14 protein-coding genes are annotated in these 18,810 nt (G+C 54.7%); 4 read left to right on the top strand and 10 right to left on the bottom strand.

Features of this window, described 5'->3' with window-relative positions; translation table 11 throughout:
• Positions 1 to 44 precede the first annotated feature (44 nt).
• From cobA to sppA, 8 genes are all read right to left on the bottom strand, one after another.
• Positions 45 to 1,610 carry a uroporphyrinogen-III C-methyltransferase gene (gene cobA, locus JRI89_01795; GenBank protein MBW2069966.1) on the bottom strand — a complete coding sequence of 522 codons (1,566 nt, stop codon included), beginning with the start codon at positions 1,608 to 1,610 and terminating at the stop codon, positions 45 to 47.
• A gap of 31 nt (positions 1,611 to 1,641) precedes the next feature.
• A complete protein-coding gene (gene hemC / locus JRI89_01790) occupies positions 1,642 to 2,598 on the bottom strand; it encodes a hydroxymethylbilane synthase (protein ID MBW2069965.1) in 957 nt (318 codons plus the stop codon).
• Between the two features lie 25 nt (positions 2,599 to 2,623).
• Positions 2,624 to 2,857 carry a zinc ribbon domain-containing protein gene (locus tag JRI89_01785; GenBank protein ID MBW2069964.1) on the bottom strand — a complete coding sequence of 78 codons (234 nt, stop codon included), beginning with the start codon at positions 2,855 to 2,857 and terminating at the stop codon, positions 2,624 to 2,626.
• A gap of 211 nt (positions 2,858 to 3,068) precedes the next feature.
• Positions 3,069 to 3,446 carry a hypothetical protein gene (locus JRI89_01780; GenBank protein ID MBW2069963.1) on the bottom strand — a complete coding sequence of 126 codons (378 nt, stop codon included), beginning with the start codon at positions 3,444 to 3,446 and terminating at the stop codon, positions 3,069 to 3,071.
• Between the two features lie 126 nt (positions 3,447 to 3,572).
• Positions 3,573 to 4,547, bottom strand: a complete 975-nt coding sequence (locus tag JRI89_01775; protein ID MBW2069962.1) for a hypothetical protein — start codon at positions 4,545 to 4,547, stop codon at positions 3,573 to 3,575.
• Positions 4,547 to 5,137 carry a D-sedoheptulose 7-phosphate isomerase gene (locus JRI89_01770; protein ID MBW2069961.1) on the bottom strand — a complete coding sequence of 197 codons (591 nt, stop codon included), beginning with the start codon at positions 5,135 to 5,137 and terminating at the stop codon, positions 4,547 to 4,549. The genes JRI89_01775 and JRI89_01770 overlap by 1 nt, the downstream gene beginning before the upstream one ends.
• A 177-nt stretch (positions 5,138 to 5,314) precedes the next feature.
• A complete protein-coding gene (locus JRI89_01765) occupies positions 5,315 to 6,295 on the bottom strand; it encodes an aminotransferase class IV (GenBank protein ID MBW2069960.1) in 981 nt (326 codons plus the stop codon).
• A 324-nt stretch (positions 6,296 to 6,619) separates the two neighbouring features.
• Positions 6,620 to 7,612, bottom strand: a complete 993-nt coding sequence (gene sppA, locus JRI89_01760) for a signal peptide peptidase SppA (protein ID MBW2069959.1) — start codon at positions 7,610 to 7,612, stop codon at positions 6,620 to 6,622.
• 211 nt (positions 7,613 to 7,823) lie between these two features.
• Between sppA and JRI89_01755 the strand changes: the two genes are divergently transcribed.
• A complete protein-coding gene (locus JRI89_01755) occupies positions 7,824 to 9,029 on the top strand; it encodes a threonine ammonia-lyase (GenBank protein ID MBW2069958.1) in 1,206 nt (401 codons plus the stop codon).
• Here JRI89_01755 and JRI89_01750 read toward each other — a convergent pair.
• Together JRI89_01750 and JRI89_01745 are read right to left on the bottom strand one after the other, a co-directional pair.
• Positions 9,008 to 11,179, bottom strand: a complete 2,172-nt coding sequence (locus tag JRI89_01750; GenBank protein MBW2069957.1) for a tetratricopeptide repeat protein — start codon at positions 11,177 to 11,179, stop codon at positions 9,008 to 9,010. The genes JRI89_01755 and JRI89_01750 overlap by 22 nt on opposite strands.
• A gap of 58 nt (positions 11,180 to 11,237) precedes the next feature.
• Positions 11,238 to 12,650, bottom strand: coding sequence for an L-seryl-tRNA(Sec) selenium transferase (locus tag JRI89_01745; GenBank protein MBW2069956.1), 1,413 nt, complete (start codon positions 12,648 to 12,650; stop codon positions 11,238 to 11,240).
• A gap of 489 nt (positions 12,651 to 13,139) precedes the next feature.
• On the opposite strand from JRI89_01745, the gene mfd reads away from it, so the two are divergent.
• The 3 genes from mfd (at position 13,140) to JRI89_01730 (ending at position 18,808) form a co-directional block, all read left to right on the top strand.
• Positions 13,140 to 16,697 carry a transcription-repair coupling factor gene (mfd, locus tag JRI89_01740; GenBank protein ID MBW2069955.1) on the top strand — a complete coding sequence of 1,186 codons (3,558 nt, stop codon included), beginning with the start codon at positions 13,140 to 13,142 and terminating at the stop codon, positions 16,695 to 16,697.
• Between the two features lie 82 nt (positions 16,698 to 16,779).
• Entirely contained in the window at positions 16,780 to 17,760 is a 981-nt protein-coding gene (locus tag JRI89_01735) for a peptidylprolyl isomerase (protein ID MBW2069954.1), read from the top strand.
• Between the two features lie 43 nt (positions 17,761 to 17,803).
• Positions 17,804 to 18,808: a helix-turn-helix domain-containing protein gene (locus JRI89_01730; GenBank protein ID MBW2069953.1), complete on the top strand. Its 1,005-nt coding sequence runs from the start codon at positions 17,804 to 17,806 to the stop codon at positions 18,806 to 18,808.
• Positions 18,809 to 18,810 lie beyond the last annotated feature (2 nt).

Genomic DNA, 18,810 nt, shown 5'->3' with positions numbered 1-18,810 from the left:
GAAAACCATATGACTTCAGCAGGACAATTCATGAAACAGCCCCTTCAGCTCTTGCTGAAATAGTCGACTATGGCGCCAGCAAGTCCTTCAATAGTGTAGTCATCAGGAACGACGCCTGCCTGTAGGCCATGTTTTCTTGCTGTTTCAGCGGTAATAGGGCCGATACAGGCCACCATCGTCTCCCCGACAAGGGCGGCCATGTTCTCCCCTGGGAACATGGCCGCAAAGTTCTCCACCGTGGAAGAGCTGGTAAAAGTAAGGCAGTCAACAGTTCCCTCTCTGAGCAGTTGGCGAACTTCAGCCACCTGCTGTCCGGGACGAATCGTTTGATACACCGGCACCACCGTTACCTGGCCCCCCAGCTGCCGCAACCTTTCAGGCAAGACCTCTCGAGCTCTGGCAGCACGAGGCAAGAGGAACCTTCGCCCACGAATCTCTTCTTCTCCCAGCTCTTCGACCACTGCCTCAGCGCGATACTCTGCAGGTACCAGATCGAGTCTAAGGCCTCGCGAACTGAGTGCTGCCGCTGTTTTCGGACCAATGGCCCCGATTTTTCTTCTGTAAAGGGCCCGAACATCCTCGCCCAGTTGGCTGAGCCGTTCAAAAAAATAGCCCACCCCGTTCACACTGGTAAACAACACCCAGTGATGTTGTGGCAACGCCTTGATTGCTTCATCGACTGGCGCCCAAGTGTCAGGCGGCACCACCTTGATTGTAGGAAACTCCACACACTGAGCCCCGAGGTTCTCGAGCAGTCTCTTGAATTCGCTTGCCTGCTCTCTCGCCCGGGTGATCACCAGGGTCCTGCCATACAGGGGGCGCTGTTCGAACCAGTTCAACTCAGAGCGCAGCTGCACCACCTCGCCCACCACAATGATGGCTGGCGGTCTTATGCCACTGGCAGAGGCAATCTCGCTGATGTCAGCCAGGGACCCGGTGACTGTCTGCTGCTTACCGGTGCTGCCCCAGCGTATGACCGCAACGGGGGTGCCGGGCTCTCTGCCGCCAGCCAGCAATCTGGCTGCAATATGTTCCAGGTTTTTCACTCCCATGAGGAACACCAGAGTCCCTACACCAGTAGCGAGTTCAGGCCAGTGAATGTCAGAATCCTCCTTGCCAGCCATTTCATGGCCGGTAACAAAGGCTACTGACGAACTGTGCCGGCGATGGGTCAGAGGAATGCCTGCATATGCAGGCACCGCTATGGCAGAAGTCACCCCCGGGACCACTTCGAAGCTGATGCCTGCCCGAGCCAACGCCTGGGCCTCCTCTCCTCCACGGCCAAACATAAAAGGATCGCCGCCCTTGAGTCGCACCACTACCTGATGGCGCCCCCTGTCAATGAGCAGAGCATTGATATCCTCCTGACTCATGGCATGGCTCCCTGCCTGCTTGCCTACATAAATTATTTCTGCATTATCGGCAGCGTGTTCCAGGAGCTCCTTGCTGGCCAGGTAATCGTAAATAATGCACTGAGCCTGTCGCAGACACTCCACACCTTTTAAAGTAATAAGGGCCGGATCGCCGGGTCCGGCCCCCACAAGATAGACTTTGCCTTTCTGCACACTCAAGATTCTTGCACTCCTCTGTGTGGACCCGAACAACCTCATCTAAGCGTCCACAAAAACGTTGCAGTCGTCCTCAATTTGCTCCAGAGCAATTCTGCTCCTGACCGTATATCTCTTTAAGGATTTCTTCTCCTCCGCCAGCAAGTATCTCTGTTGCCAGTTGTGCTCCCAGGAGTTCTGCTTCGGCAACCTCACCCTGCAGTTTCCTGCGGATGAGACGGCGACCCTGCAAGTCGGCAACCATCCCAGTAAGTGCCAGCCTGCCGTTCTCCAGCAAAGCCAGGGCGCCGATAGGCACCTGGCAGCCCCCCTGCAGTCTGTGCAGAAAGGAGCGTTCTGCTTTCACCGCCGCCATGGTTGGCTGGTGGACCAGCGCTTGCACCATATCATTGGTGGCAGCATCATCTATCCTCGTCTCGATGCCCAGGGCTCCCTGCCCCACAGCCGGCAGCATTGTCTCTGGCCCGAGGTATTCCGTAATGACCCTTTGCAGACCGAGGCGGTGGAGTCCAGCTGCTGCCAGAATAATGGCGTCGTATCCCTCTGTTTCGAGCTTCCGCAGCCTGGTGTCCACATTACCCCTCAAGGTTTGGATATGGAAATCAGGCCGCTGGTGCAATAGCTGGGCAGCTCGTCGTAGACTGCTCGTTCCCACCACAGCTCCGGGCGGCAGATCCGCCAGGCAAGATCCTTTCTTGCAAAGAAGAGCGTCACGGCAGTCGTCTCTCGTCGGAGTAGCGGCCAGATGCAATCCGGGGGGCAATTCGGCCGGCATGTCTTTGACACTGTGGACAGCCAGATCAATCCTGCCGTCCAGCAGAGCTTCTTCGATCTCTTTGACAAACAATCCCTTGCCGCCCACCCGAGCCAGAGGAACGTCAACTATCTTGTCACCTTTGGTCTTAATGGCAACGAGATCTACTGTGAGGCCGTCATGGGCAGCGAGCAGTTCTGCCTTTACCCAGTTTGCCTGCCACAGAGCGAGTACGCTGCCCCTGGTGCCGATTCGCAGCCGCCGGTATTCACTCATTGGCCTAGACTCCAAGGCTCTCTTCTCAGTGACAACTGCTGCAATTACTGGCAGTGCAACCACTGCAGCTGCCAGCGCTGGAGCCCATTCTGCTGCTGGCGGCACCTTTGTCCCCGCCACTCTTGAAGCCGCAGACAGAAAGGAGACGATTCACCTTGTCTGTGCCGCACCCAGGACAGACCACTGGATCTGAGGATCGGAAGACGAGAATCTCGAACTGGCTGTCACACCCCTTGCAATAATATTCATAAATAGGCATGCCCTTCTCCTAAAACAGCAAAGTATCAGCTGAGATGCTACCTGCGATGCTACCTGCCCTGATCCGGGCAAGGCAAAGCAAAAACCGGCTCAAAGCGAAGACCTCTTCCTCGATGCTCAACTGTTCACAACCCCACACCAAGAACAGGGCCACAAATCGGCAGTCTTTTCTTCTATCATAACTGCCACCGAGCAACAAGTGGACATGAATTTCATGAATTTCCTCTTTCGACCCGGATGGCGCTCCCGGTTGCGACGTTGAGGAATTTCTCCGGATCGTCCAAGACCCGGCCGATGACGTTGACGGGGCTTGCCGGCCGTATCTCTCCTGGAGAGCTTATAGGAGTAGAGCCAAAAAAGATGCAGAATGCTTGCCCCGTTGGCCAATAACCGAGATCGCCCTTTTCCACGAGTTCACGAGCATCCGCCTCCAGTTCACACTCCACAGGAATCTTGAAATATATTTCTTCACCCCAAGTATTGACTGTAGCCTCAATGGGGAGAGCCTGCCAGACCGCCTCAGCAGTCAGAGAGTCGTTCAATTCGGCCTCAGCCTCCACATCAGCAGTTCTGATAACAATTTTTTTCATTACCCTGCCCCCCATCAAGCTTCCCTGTGCTGACTTTTCCTGCCAGAGTCTAGAAAACAACCTTTCCTGCGCCGTCTACCATCAAACAGGGTGGCCTCATCTCTGGCACCAAGTGCTCAAATGGTCTCAACCGCCTGCCATGTTCTCGCCGGCCATCCTCTCTACGATAGCAGCTGCCAGCAGAGGAATCATAATCTCATGGTGGCCTATGAGCTCTATTCCTCTGCCCCCCACTCTGGTGGGTCTCTGCAAGACGTTTACCCGTGGACGATAGTGCCTGTGGAAATCCATGTTCACTGTGGTAAGATCATCAAGCTGATAGCCAAGATTTCTCACCAGGGTAACCGCTTTGAGAAAGACCTCGGGTAACAGCACCGCAGAACCAACATTGAGGTAGACGCCCCCCTGGAGCCCGGACACAGCTCTGGCGAAGATTCGAAAGTCAAGATGGCTGGCCGCTCCAGTTGCAGCAGGATCCACACTGGGATGCAGGTGGATGGTGTCCGTACCGAGCGCAACATGAACGGTCACTGGCAGGTTCAGTCGCGCACCTGCAGCCACAATACTCTGCGCCAGATGAGGAGCACCAGATGCCAACAAGGCCCTGCCCACTGCAGCGCCGAGGCCATCAACTGCCCGGGCCCCCTTTATTGCTGCATTAAGAAAATCAGCAGTATCAGCGGTCATGCCAAAGCTGCCATCAACCAGAGCAGCAGCCACATCCTCTGAAGTATGGCCGGCCAGCGCCAGTTCGGCATCGTGGATGATGCCCGCCCCATTCAGTGCCACCCCGTCCAACAGGCGGCGCTCCATGAGATCTACAATCACTGGCCCCAGGCCTACCTTGATAGGATGAGCCCCCATACCCAGCAGCACTCTAGCGCCGCGCCTCTTGGCCTGCACAACTCGCTCTACAACCTGGCGAAAACTCTCAGCGGCAAGAATATGCGGCAGTCGCGCCAGGAATTCTCTGAAGGTGCCCCCTGCAGTCCAGGGTCGGCCAGCTGCCTGTAAAGATACCTTTGAATGCCGCTTCTCGAGTCGGCTGGTTCGCACTCCATCGAGTGATATGGGATCCAGGGGTGAGCCGTGCTTGCTCATCATCTTTCCAATCTCTGAAATAGTCGATAGTCAACCAGCTCGCAGATAATGTGACCGAAGGTTATGTGGCACTCTTGAATTCTGGCAGTACTGCTGCCCTCTCCTTGGATAAGAACGTCGACAACTTCTGCTACCTTGCCGCCCTCAGGCCCGGTCATGCCAATGGTGCGCAGCCCCCTCTCCCTTGCTGCCACCAGGGCTTCGACAATGTTAGCAGACGTTCCACTGGTGCTGATGCCCCAGGCCACATCCCCTGCTACCCCCAGGGCCTTCACCTGCTTGGCGAAGATGTCTTTGAAGTCATAGTCGTTGCCAACACTCGTCAGAATTGAAGTGTCAGTGGTAAGAGCCATGGCAGGCAGGGGCGGCCGTTCAATCATGAACCTGTTGACAAGTTCAGCGGCGATGTGCTGGGCGTCTGCTGCCGAGCCCCCATTGCCGAAAATCATCAGTTTATTCTCTTCATAAAAGGCCTCGACAATTACGGCAGCAGCCTGGACCAGGGATGCCGGCCCTCGTTCCAGACATCGCTTTTTCGCCTGGATGCTCTCGAGGAGACTTCTTCTGGCAATATCTGTCATTTCATCCATGGCGCTTCAGTAGGCCCTCTTCTCATGGCGGCATATTCAGGCAGCCGGCGGCCAGGCAGTGTTTGACTCAGGATATGGCAGCCAACATGTTACTATCTCACAGGCGTGGCCTTGTCAATCAATTGCCGGCAAAGACGGGGAGCTGCCAGCATTCATCTGCCAGCCTTTCTGCTGCTGTCATTCTGGATACACCACAGTGTGGAGAGCTGAGTTGTGCTGAATATCCAGGTCCAGCCGATCTTTGAGCAGATGAAACACCGGCCCTGGTTTACCAGTACCCACCGTGTGTCCATCAAAGGTGGTTATGGCAAGAATATCAAAGGTAGTGCCAAAAAGAAGCATCTCGGAACTGCTGTATGCCTCACTGAGGGTGATATCCTCAAACAACACCTCCTTCAGAGCACCCTGCTCTACCAGAGGCTGTGCCAGTTCAGCAACCCTCGTTACAGTGGTTCCTTGAAGGATGCGGGAAAATTTGGGAAATCTCAGCCGGCCATCCCTGCTCACCACACCAATATTCTCCGTGGACCCCTCGCCGAGAAAGCCATTGTCGTCCAGAGAGATGGTGAAATCCACGCCCATATCCACGGCCTCCTTTTTCATGAGGACGTTCGGCAGGTAGTTACAGCTCTTGATATTGGCAAAGTAAGATTTCTTTGAGGGGATGCTACTGCTCTTTGCACTCACTCCCGTCCTGTACACCTCTTCGGCAGGGGATATTAGACTGCAAGCTACTATGTAGAGCTGGGAACGTGGACACTCGTACGGATTGGTAGTAAACCCACCCGGGCCTCGAGAGACGAACAACCTGACCAGACAATCCTTCACCGCTGCTATGCGAATGGTCTCCACAATCAAGTTGACCATCTCGTCGTGACCAACAGGCAGCCTTAAATAGAGAGCCCGGGCAGAGCGCTCAAGACGCTCCAGGTGACGGTGGAGATTGTACAACTTACCATCCACGCACTTGAACACTTCAAAAACACCGTCGCCGCGATGGACAATATGATCATCCATGGGAACCGTCATGAGAAAGGGATGAGTAACCACCCCACCCAGCACACTGCTGTACATGGCAAAATAATTCTCATGATAAGGTTTGACGTATGACTCTGCCAGACTACGACAATCCTCTATACCGAAATGAGGCAAGGTCATATTCGACTCCTTTCTCGGGAGTTGGCTCAGTGCTTCGATTCGCAAACACAGTGACGTATGCTGCTGATTTACCTCAAGGCAATTGCTCACTCAGCACTAACTGAGTGAATAAGTTCGTCATTGAACTTCTGAATCGAAGGACTTGGTCGGCGTGTTCTGCCACCTTGAGAAGTGGTAGTTCTCCCGGCAATATTTCCCTCCGAGTGCTCGGCAATAACATGATAGTACCTCGCGCCAGCCAGGTACTCCCTGCAGATTCAGGGCTGGCGGCCGCCATGACCACGGTTCATTTGCCATTGCTGCAGCCTGTCTGTCTTTGCACGTCTAGGGCAGCCATACGTACATAAACAGAGGAGTATCTGCTTGCTGTTGCCAGGGCGCTTCCTGTTGCAACCGTCGCAGCCAGGACTCTTCAGCCATGGTTGACAGGGAATAGATGTTATCGACATAGGTGCCTGGTCGTCGATAAAGGACAATTTTTGCCTCAGGCACAGCTGCTGCACTGCGAGCCCAGTTGAGAGTATCTTCCAAATAGGCCAACTTGTCCACTAGATGGAGTTCTAAAGCCTGCTTTGCCGAGACTAGCCGGCCGTCTGCCACTGTTGCCAGGTCCTGCGAAGTCATGCTCGGCCTTCCATTGCGGACAACCTCCAAAAAGGCGTCCTTGTAGCCATTGATGATGTCTTGGAGGATCTTTCTCTCCTCCGGAGTCAGGCGACGAAACGGCGACCACATGTCCTTTTTGTCACCTGACTTTATTGACTGTCCTTCGACGCCAATCTTTTCCAGCAATCCCTGGATATTGAACTGCAGGGCTATCACTCCTATGCTTCCTGTGATGCTCGTGGGCTGGGCCGCAATATAGTCGGCGGCAGTAGCCACGTAGTACCCTCCTGAAGTGGCCACGCCCATGAGATGGGCAGCCACTTTGGCCTTAGTTTTTCTCTTGAACTCTATGATTTCGTGATGCAGCAGGTCACTGGCCGTTACTGTGCCCCCAGGAGTGTGAATGCGGAGCACCACAACTTTCACCGCCTCATCCTCGGCCGCCTTATCGAGCTCTTCTTTGACCCTGGCAACCACGCTGGCCCGTTCCCGGAAGAGATCGAGGCTGCTACTCTCCCTACTGGTGAGAATGCCACTCACGTCAATCAGCACAATCTTGCCTGGTCCCTTCCCCTCGACAACTTTTTCTTCCAGAGGCCTGGCTGGCTGATAAAGACTCACATTTACAAGAGTACAGCCACTGCCAAGGAAAACGAAACATACCAACCACAGTCCCAGTACACTCTTTCTTCTGGCATGTCGCAGCTGCATGCACATCTCCTTTCTCTGATTCGGAACAATCCCCAACAATATGTTAAGAGTGGCAAAGCGTGATCACGACTGGGCCAAAATCTCGCCTTGTCGAGCAGAGGATCCAATGAGTCTGCCACCTTGTTCCTCTGGTAGACAATCAAGTTTGACGACTGCTGTCTGATCTGCTATGAGCAAGCAGGCTATCACTTCTCCACGGGAGCAGCCATCCATGGTATCTCTGCAAGCGGTTGAACAAGCGTCTGCCGTACTCAGCCAGGTGGCAAGCAAGACGCCTCTGGTCTACTCCAATTCATTGAGTCGACAATCTGGTGCCCGGATCTACCTCAAACTGGAGAATCTCCAGAAGACAGGCTCCTTTAAATTCCGCGGCGCCTATCACAAGCTCGTCAACATCAAGGATGAGCTGGGGCCCCTGGGAGTGGTAGCTGCCTCCGCTGGTAATCATGCCCAGGGTGTGGCCCTTGCAGCACAACTCATGCGTATCCCGGCAACCATTGTCATGCCCCAGTGGGCCTCAATAAGCAAACAGATCGCCACCAGATCCTACGGCGGTGAGGTCATCCTCTCGGGCAAGACAATTGCAGAGAGCCTGGCTATAGCTCGCCGCTTGGAAAAAGAGGGCCGCCGATTCATTCATCCCTACGATGACGAGGAGGTCATTGCTGGTCAGGGCAGCATTGGTCTGGAAATCCTCGAGCAACTCCCCGAAGTGGATGCCATACTGGTCCCTGTGGGTGGCGGCGGTCTGATCGCCGGTATAGCCACCGCAGTGAAGTCCAGGCGTCCCCGGGTCTCCATTATCGGGGTGCAAACAGCAGCCTGCCCTGCAGCGCTGGCAGCCCGGCGCCACGGCCAACCAGTAGCAGTGCCGGCAGCCCGAACCATTGCCGATGGCATCAATGTCAGACAAATCGGCCAGCTGACCTTTCCCATTATTGAACAGTTGGTAGACGAACTCGTGGAAGTAGAGGAAGAGCAAATAGCAGCTGCCATTCTGGAGTTGTTGGAAAGAAAAAAAGTTCTTGCCGAAGGCTCCGGGGCAGTACCCCTGGCGGCGCTGCTCGGCAAGAGACTGCGCCAACTTCAGAATAAATCGGTGGTCCTGGTTGTCAGCGGCGGCAATGTCGATAGCCATTTGCTCGGCAAGATCCTCAGACAGGGATTGTTCAGAAGCGGCCGAATTCTCAGATTCTCAGTAGAACTCGCCGACGTACCTGGATCTCTTGCGGATCTCCTGGACATTATTGCGCAGCAGGGCGGCAATATCATCCATATCTTCCACGATCGGATGGGGCGTCACCTGCCCCTGGGTGTCAGCCGCGTGGAACTGGAGCTGGAGACTCGCGGCGCAGACCATACAAGCGCCATCCTGGAAGTCCTCGCTGCCAAAGACTATTCGGTAGACATCCGTTGACCCTCCTCGATGCGTGCCATTAACCGCTGGATCTCCCGGTCCTCCGGCGCCAGTTTGGCTGCCCGGCGGCACTGCCGTGCTGCTTCGTCCCATTGCTGGTTTTCCAGCAGCAAGCCTGCAAACCTTTTCAACATGAGGATATTGTCCGGCTCCAGTTCAACGCTTCGCCTGGCGAGAGAGAGCGCTACCTCCATATTCGCCTGCCGTCCGCTGTATATGAGTGCCAGGCCGCTGAGCGCCCTGGCATCATCACTGTGGAGCTTCAGCGCCTTTTTGAAGGCGAGCAGTGCTCTGTCATGGGCTCCTTTGCGGAGCAACCATTCCCCCAGCAGTCGATATGCCTTTGGCCAGCGAGGTTTCAGTTCAACTGCCTTCTCGAGGTTGCGCAGGGCTTCGGCCAGTCTGCCCTGCTGTTCCTGAAGCGTTGCCAGCTGGAACCATGTACCAGGCTCTTGCGGTGCCAGTTCAGCGGCTCGTTTCAAGGCCTCCTCGGCTTCTCTTTCACGGCCCAGGCTCCAGAGAGCGCGCCCCAGGTTGTAGTGCGGCATGAAGTCAGCCTCATCAGAGGCAGTGATTATGGCAAATTCCCTGACAGCCTCTTCCATGTTTCCCATTTGAGCCAGACACACGGCAAGGCTGTTTCTCACATTGATGTTTGCCGGGTCAAGCATTAGAGCCTGCCGGAACTCTGCCAGCGCTTGTTCGAATCTGCCCGTCTCAAAAAGCCTGTCTCCACTGATGTTCAAACTCACTGCATCGAACACCACCTGAGCGTCTGGACCCAGGTAACCCGCGTGCACCAGCGCCTTTTGTCCATTTTTCAACAAGGCGCTCTTTGGAAATCCTGGACAAGGATGGCCGCTTATCCCCACAGTCACGCTGGTGTTCAGGGTAGTCTTCGCTATCCGGCGCAATGCCTCAGCTCTGGTGCAGGCATCTTTTTCAATCAGACCGTCAAAGAACACCACGAAGCGATCCACGCCGAGCCATTCGAAGAATGTTCCCCCCACAGCAGGACTTCGACAGTTCTCGAGTACCTCTCTGGCTCTGCGAGCAGCCTCTGCAGTTCCTTTCTGATGCTGCCATTCCTCCCACTGGTCAAGTTTGACCAGGAGCAGACTGCAGGGCCCATCGTCCTGCAGAAAGCCAGACAGACGTTGTTCAACGATTTCTTCAGGCCGAGGCGCCAGTCCTTTTTCTTGCATGGAGCGATAGGTTACAGCCACCTCTCCCGGGGTCTTGCAGGCAGTTTCTACCGCCAGTACCGCCCGGTGGATTATTTCCTCAGAGGCTGCAGCTGTTCTATCCCCGTCATTTTTTTCCCAAGGGAGAATAGGGCCAAGGTCATAGAAATCTTGAGGAAATTCAGCACTGCCAGCATGCACAGCCCAGTCACTATCAGCTCGCCTAGGTTGGCAGTCATCCTCCTGCAGGTGTTCAATAATCTCATGGGTCCATGCTTGCACAGCACTCGCCCCGGCCTGGCGCCAGAGAATGGCCACATACCCTCCACCGAGGTGGGCTGCCATGGCTCCTGCAGGCAATGCTTGCGCCAGTCTGGGTCCCATTCTTGTCCAAAAAGGGCCGGCACCTGCCCAGGGTTCAGGTGTTGGACTTGCATGCAAACATATCAGGGTAAAGTGTGGTGCAAAGTACTCCTCACTGAGCATTCTTCTAGGTGTCAACCTGCTGCCACTTTCTGCCTGGTCAATGAGGCGGCTAAGTTCGGCCATGAGCGTCTGCCGGCGCCACAAGCCAGTTTCACTGTCGCTGACACTCTGCTTCTCCAGTTGCAATGTATGGAGACAGAGAGCTACAAGTCTTTCCAGGGCTGAGAGCTCTTCTGGATTTTCTAGCTTCCTCTCGAGATCTTCTGCAAGCAACAGCCCGAGCACTTTATCTTCTTGCATGAGGGGAAAGACTGCCCACTGCTGGTTCTCATCATATGTGGGTTTTCGGGTGAGAATGGCCTTATTTGCAGCCTTTAACAGCAACTTAGGGGCTCGACTGCGTCCGAGAAGGTCATAGTCGGGAAAAGGCGGCAGTACTGTGATCTGTTCACAGTGGAGAAGGTCGCTAAGTTGTTGCTGGAAAATTTCTTCAGCACTCATCAGGTCTGCGGCCGTCAACGCAATGCTCCTCACATCCATGCTTTGATCCCACCTCCACTAATCTGCCATTGAAGTCCTGATCCGGGAAAGCCCTCTTTCAGCTTGCCTGCAGGCTGGCAGCAGCAGCAATGATGTCTTCGTCTCCAGATTGCAAGGTTCTGACGTCCAGAACAAAAATATCCTGTTCAATCCTGCCGATAACAGGTGGCTGGTGCCTTCTGAAAAGTTTTTCCAGCTGGGATGCCGAAAATTTTCTAGAGTGCAGAGCCACTAATTTGGAGGGCAACGTCTGCACAGGCAGGGCGCCGCCGCCCACTTTGGAAAAGCCTGCAATAATTTCCGCTTCCAGAGTGCTGCCCGCTGCGGCGCGGATCTGGGCCACAACTGCAGCCGCCCTCCTCTGCAGTTCCTCCTCATCTGCAGCAATCATTTTCAGCGTAGGGATAGAGCGGACGGCAGTCTCCTCATCCCGGTAGAGGCGCAAGGTTGCCTCCAGGGCTGCCAGGGTCAGCTTGTCGATCCGCAGGGCTCTGGTGAGAGGATTCTGCCGCAGTCGGGCTATGATGTCCTTGCGGGCGAGAATGATGCCAGCCTGAGGGCCTCCGAGAAGCTTGTCCCCGCTGAAAGTAACCACATCCACCCCAGTGGCGACTGAATCCTGCACTGTTGGCTCTCCCTGGAGCCCAAAACGAGACAGATCAACAAAACAGCCGCTGCCGAGATCTTCCATTACCGGCAGCCCGTGCTTCCTGCCAAGTCCCACCAGGGATTGCAAATCCACACTGGCGGTAAAGCCGACAATTTGATAGTTGCTCGTATGCGCCTTGAGCAGCAAGCCGGTTTCAGGCCCGATACTTCTCTCATAATCATGTAGATGGGTACGATTGGTGCAGCCCACCTCGTGCAATCGAGCGCCGCTTTTTGCCATCACATCAGGAATGCGAAACGCCCCGCCAATCTCCACCAACTCTCCCCTCGAGACAATAACCTCCAGACCCTGGGCAAGAGTGTTCAGCACGAGGAGAACTGCACCGGCATTATTGTTGACCACCAGAGCCCCTTCTGCCCCGGTGATCTCGCAAAGAATCTCCTCGGCATGAACGTAGCGTGATCCTCTGGCCCCGGCCTCGAGATCGTATTCCAGGTTTGTATAATGGCTGCCAATAAGTTGCAGCCGCTCCAGGGCAGCTTCACAGAGAAGCGAGCGCCCCAAGTTGGTGTGCACAATAATGCCAGTGCCATTGACGAGGCTGCGCAGGGTAAAAGCGGCCCGTTTTTCAGTGTCTCTGATCACATTCTGAACCAGTTGTTCAATCTCTGGTACAGCCCTCTTGGAGGTGGACACTCCCTCCAGGATCTCACTCCGGTAGCGACTCAAAACCTGTCGCACAACCATGACCACCAGAGATCGCGGCTGTTGCTGCAGGAGCTTCTCTATCTGCTGGTGGCGAAGCAGTTCGTCCACTGCTGGCAAGGATCGCAATAATTCTTGGACGCTTACATCATTCATGAGCCAATCCCCTTGAAATCGGCATGAAACAAGCAGCAGGTTGCTGCAATAAACCGTACCCCCTGAGATGGATTGCCGGATATGAACTGCTTTCCACATCAGCAGTCAGTTGCTGCCCTCCACCCCTGCAGCTTTTCTACTACACGAATCCCCGCAAGATGGCAAGGTTTTTGCCTGAACAGCCTGCTGCAGCCGGCATGAATCCAGCCAGTGCTCCAGCTCCATCTTATGGGTGTCGTCACTGCATTGTCGAACTCTTTGCACAACTCCATTCTCTTGCAATCTGCCGAGAGATACGTTAGTTTTTTCGCGCCCTGAAGATGCTTAGCAGGTGGCAGACTGGAAAAGCTGCAACCCCCATGCTGTCAACCTCTGCAAAGCTCTTTTCGCCAGGCAAATCATGCTATAAATGCCGGGAGAGTAGTTACACTAATAGATGCCGGCAACTATTATCTTTTCAGATGAACCGTGGTTTGTGGAGTGGAATCCTTGAGCTTGCCCACCCGTAGACAAGAAGAGCAGGAGTGGAAGCCTCTGGTAGGAGGGGCGCGCCTCCACGACCTGTACACCCTCATAGAAGGCGGCGCCAGGCAGATCGATCTCCAGGGTCTGACAGAGTGGAGTCTCGCCTATGTTCTGAGCAGGCTACTTGCCCGCATCAAGCGCACCATTCTCCTGCTCACCTCTACAAGCAGACAGGCATCGCAAATACACCAGAGTCTCTCTTTTTTTCTCGGACTGCCTGAACAGTGGTCTGCAGACCCACTGGAGTGCCCCCTCTGGCATTTTCCTGCAGCGCGTCAGCTGATGGCCAGAGAACCTATGGTTGCACCTGCTATTCAGGCCCAACGACTGGCAGCCCTATATGTCTCAGCAGCAAGTGGCGCTGCCAAGATCCTTGTAGCCCCAGCCGCCGCAGTCATGGAAAAAGTTTTGCCCAAACAGGACTGCATGGCAGCCAGTCGATATCTGGTGCTTGGTGAGTCTGTTGATCGTCAAGACCTCATCTCCCACCTTGTAACCTGCGGCTATTATCGCACTGAACTGGTGGAGGCAGTGGGCGATTTCAGTGTCAGGGGAGATATCATCGATCTCTTCACACCTCTTTATCATCAGCCAATCCGCCTCGAGTTCTTCGATGAAACACTGGAGTCCATCAGGCTTTTCAACCCTGGCAGTCAGCGTTCCCTGGCTGTGCTGGAAGATGTCATCCTCATACCTGCCCATGAGGTTATTCTCACAGCAGAGAATGAGCAGCGGGCCCGCCCACAACTGAGCAGAATTCAGAGAGAGGCAGCCGAGGGTCGAAGCAGACTGGACTCATGGTTGAGCCGGGCGGTCCGTGGCCAGCACTATCCTGGCATTGATCGGCTGCTGCCCCTGTACTACCAGCAGCTGGAGTCTCTCTTCCATTATCTGCCAGGGTCCGCCGTAGTTGTTCTCTCCAACCCTGGGGCAATTGCCAGAGAGGTGAGAGATCGATTCGCAGAGGCAGAGCGCAAACACGACGAAGACCTCTTCCAGGGAGGCTGGCTGCTCCCTGCCGACAGCCATCTCCTCAAACCTGAGGAACTGCATGAGTTCTGCGAGCGCTATCCACAAATCCGTCAGGGTGGTCTGCCAGTGGAAGATCATTCTCCTCAGCCCAGGAGAAAAACCCTCCGATTTCTCGTGGAAGATCATGACAGTCTTCGACAGGAAATCGCCAGCCATTCAGAGCGCCAAAGGCTGCTCGAACCACTGGCGCGCCGACTGCTCCTGTGGCAAAAGTCAGGGATAAGCCCGTTTCTCATCTGCCGCACCGCTGAGCAGGCGCGTCGTGTCCAGGAATTACTTACCGACTATGGTGTGGATGCAACCTTCAGCAGCCACAAGTTCACGGAACTTTCCTTCCACGCCCCGGTGACAAAGATCCTTCTGGGAGATTTCCCGCGAGGATTCCTGTGGGCTGACGAGGGACTGGCCGTGGTCACCGAAACGGAACTATACGGGGACAAACAGCGAAGAAGACGTTTGAGCCACCCTGCAGCAGGACGGCCAGTTGACTCCTTTGCCGAACTGCAGCCAGGGGATTACGTGGTTCACCTCGACCACGGCATTGGCGTATATCAGGGACTGGTCCATCTCAAAGTCGATGGGCTGGCAAATGATTTCCTCTTTCTCGAGTATCAGGACGGCGACCGACTCTACCTGCCTGTTGATCGCCTCAACAGGGTGCACCGCTACATCGGCATCGACGGGCACCACGTCAGAGTCGATAAACTTGGGGACAGACGTTGGACTGCCACCAGAAAGAAGGTTCAGAAATCCATCCAGGAGATGGCCCGCGAACTCCTGCAGATTTACGCTGAACGCCAGCTCAAGGAAGGGACCCGGTTTTCCCCGCCGGACACTATTTTCAGGGAATTCGAAGCCTCTTTTCCACATGAGGAAACAGCGGATCAGGCTGCAGCCATCAACGATGTGCTTGCCGACATGCAGTCCAGCCAGTGCATGGACCGGCTCATATGCGGTGATGTGGGCTTCGGCAAAACTGAGGTGGCCCTACGGGCTGCTTTCAAAGCTGTGATGGATGGCAAACAGGTCGCCTTGCTCGTGCCCACCACGGTTTTGGCCGAGCAGCATTTTCTTACTTTCAAAGAAAGGCTCGACGGTTATCCTGTATTTCTGGATGTGCTCAGTCGTTTCAAGAGCCGGGCAGCTCAACAGAAAATTCTGGCAGATCTACGACAAGGTCGTATAGACATCATTATAGGCACACACCGGCTGCTGCAAGATGATGTGCTTTTCAGGGATCTTGGCCTGCTGATTATCGATGAGGAACACCGTTTCGGCGTCAGGCACAAGGAGAAGCTGAAAAAGTTGCGTTCCCAGGTGGATGTGCTTACCCTGACCGCTACGCCCATCCCTCGCACCCTGCACATGTCCCTGGTAGGCATTAGGAACTTGAGCACCATTGACACGGCACCCGAAGATAGGCGCGCTATTGTGACGCGAATATGCGCCTTCGACGATGCGGTGATCAGAGACGGCATCCTCCATGAAAAAAAACGTGGAGGGCAGGTATTTTTTGTCCATAATAATGTGAAGACAATATACCGGATGGCCAACCATATCAAGGAACTGGTTCCTGAAGCAACAGTGGCTGTAGCTCACGGCCAGATGCGGGAACGTGATCTGGAAAGAGTCATGCTGGATTTCGTCCGCCAGCGGCTCGACGTCCTTGTCTGCACCACCATCATCGAGTCAGGACTGGATATCCCGGCAGCCAATACCATATTCATCAATCGGGCTGACAAGTTCGGCCTGGCGCAAATATACCAGCTCAGGGGGCGAGTGGGACGCTCATCAGAACAGGCCTATGCTTACCTGCTCGTGCCAGGGGAACATCTCCTCACCCGCCAGGCTCAACGTCGTTTGACCGCGTTGATGGATTTTACTGAATTGGGCTCCGGTTTCAAGATCGCTCTCAATGACCTGCAAATCCGCGGCGCCGGCAACATACTCGGCGCAGCCCAATCCGGACACATCGCCGCTGTAGGCTATGAAATGTATGTTCACTTGATGGAAAAGACCATAGCTGAACTCAAAGGTGAACAGCTGATTGAACCAGTGGAGCCTGAAATTCACCTCAATATTTCAGCTCATTTGCCAGCAAGCTATATAGAGGATGGCCGGCAACGGCTCCTTATGTACAGGCGGTTGGCTGCAGCTCATGATGAAGCGAGTCTGCAAAGCATGCAGGAAGAACTTGTAGATCGATTCGGGCCGCTTCCCCAGGAGGCGAAGCACCTGCTGGCGGTTCTGGAGCTCAAAGTGTTACTGCGGAAGCTCTGGGTGAAACGGTTGGATGCAGCTGATGGCTTCTTTACCCTCAGTTTTGTGGAAGACCCGGACATTGATGTGGGAAAACTGGTGCAGCTGGCCGCCACTGAGCCGGAACGTTTCAGGTTATCTACAGACTTCCGCCTCCGGGTGAAAACCTCTTGCGGAGAAGTAGAGCAATCCCTGGCGGAGCTGAAAAAGCTCTTGCAGAAGTTACAGTAACGTGTTATCAAACTTATTTACGCGTTTTTGTTTTGAGTACGGGCAGTTAGATCTTGACGCTCGGCATATTCTAGGATGGCTCATGTACGGCAAGCGTCTTCCATTTTGCCTGACTCTCATGATTTTATTGGGAGCTTTCCTGGCCCGAGCAGCACCTGCTGTGCAGATTGTGGATCGCATCGTTGCTTACGTAAATGACGACATTATTACCCTGAGCGAGCTCGAAGAAAATGTGGATCAGTATATCGCCCTCAGAAGACTGAACCCCCTGGTGAAAAACAACAAGGAATCTCTGGACCAGATCCGCCGCACAATATTAGAGAACATGATCGACGAACGACTGGCACAGCAGGAGATCAGCCGCTTGAAAATCACGGTGAGCGAGGCCGAGATTGACCAGGCTGTGGACAAGATACGTCGAGAAAACCATATGAGCCAGGCAGCCCTCGAGGCACAGCTTCGTAAAGAAGGAAAGACCATCGAGGAATTGAGGGAGACCATCAAGAGCAATTTGAAGCGAAGCCGCCTAATCAACCTGCAGGTTAGAAGAAAAACGGTCATCACAGACGAGCAAATCGACAAGTACTACAAAGCACATCTGCAAGAATTCCAGGAAAAGGCAAGACAGCGTCTCCAGGATATTTTCCTGCCCTTATCTCCGGAGATGTCAGCACAAGAGCGCTCGCAGGTTCTCGCCCAGGCACACCATATACTCCAGCAACTCAAGCAAGGTCAGGATTTTGCTGCCCTTGCTCGCCGTTACAGCAGAGGTCCGGGTGCGGCGGAGGGTGGAGAATTGGGCTACTTTTCCAAGGGCGAACTGGATCCTGTTATCGAAGAGGCCATCAAGGATCTCGGCCCTGGTGACCTGAGTCCAGTAATCGAAACGAGCCGGGGTGTTCACATCATTCGAATAGTCGAGGTAGACAGAACAGCTGCCAAGTCTCTCGATGAGGTGCGAGACAGGATACGCGCAAAGCTATACAGGGAAGAAATGAATCGCAAGTTTAGACAATGGCTCAAGGGGCTCAGAGAACGTTCGTATATAAAGATTGTCTATTGACGGACTCAACGCCGCAACTCGCCACAAAATGGGAAATGAGGCCATGAAAAGTCTCGGAGAATATCTCAGGTCGGAACGAGAAGCGCGCGGCATTAGTTTGGAAGAGATTGTCGCCGATACCAAAATCAGTCTGTTGATGCTCAATGCCCTGGAAGCAGGCAACACCACGCAACTGCCCGCACCTGTACTGGTGAAGGGCTTCTTGCGCGCCTATGCGGAGCGGGTGGGTCTGGATCCTGAGGCTGTGGTTCTCAGGTACCAGGATCTCATTGAAGAGGAAAGCACAGGCGACGAGGCCCTGGTGAAGTTTCATGAGCGACAAATTCGCAGCTCGAGAACGAGAAAAGGACTCCTGCTGGGCGCAGGGGCAGCGGCCATCCTGGGCGTCGCCGGGGTAATCCTCTGGTTGATTCTGCACTTCCAGCCCCAGCTGCCCTCAGGTGGCCTGCCTCAGGTCGGCCCGCAAGAAACTGCTGCACCTTCTGCAGCTGTTGAAAAACAGCCGTCCTCCAAATCCAGCCCCGGTGCTGAAGCAGCAGCTGGTTCGACAGTTTCGGCGGTGAAAGCTCCTGGTTCAGAGCCTTCTCCAGCTGCAGCAGAAGAGGAAGTAGCAGCCCCAGCTCCAGAAGAGCAGCCGAGCAGCACCACCGCAAAGGTTGTGGCCCAGCCCCAATCTGCCGCAGAAAAGCCCGCCGCCCCGAAAGAAGAGCCTGCAGTCAAACTCCAGCTCGCCGCTGGTAGCCGAACTCCCCCGGAGCCCACGCTGACGGCGCCATATGAACTCAGGGCTGAAGCAGTCGAGCCGACCTGGCTGAAAATTATCATCGATGACAGGAAGCCGTCTGAATATATCCTTAAATCAGGAGAGGTTATGAAGTGGCAAGCCAAATCCAAGTTCAAGCTTCGCATAGGAAATGCTGCTGGAGTAAAGCTATTTCTGAACAGCAAGCCCCTAAAACCTCTCGGGGCCAGCGGCCAGGTTGTCCAGTTGCTCCTGCCAGATCCAGCCTTGATGCAGGAGAGCTATTCCGAAACTCCGTCCCCCTGACA

This window comes from Deltaproteobacteria bacterium (assembly GCA_019309045.1).
In the GTDB taxonomy this organism is placed as follows: domain Bacteria; phylum Desulfobacterota; class Syntrophobacteria; order BM002; family BM002; genus JAFDGZ01.
The sequence above is the reverse complement of the archived record's forward strand: the minus strand, read 5'-3'. Positions and strand labels throughout refer to the sequence as shown.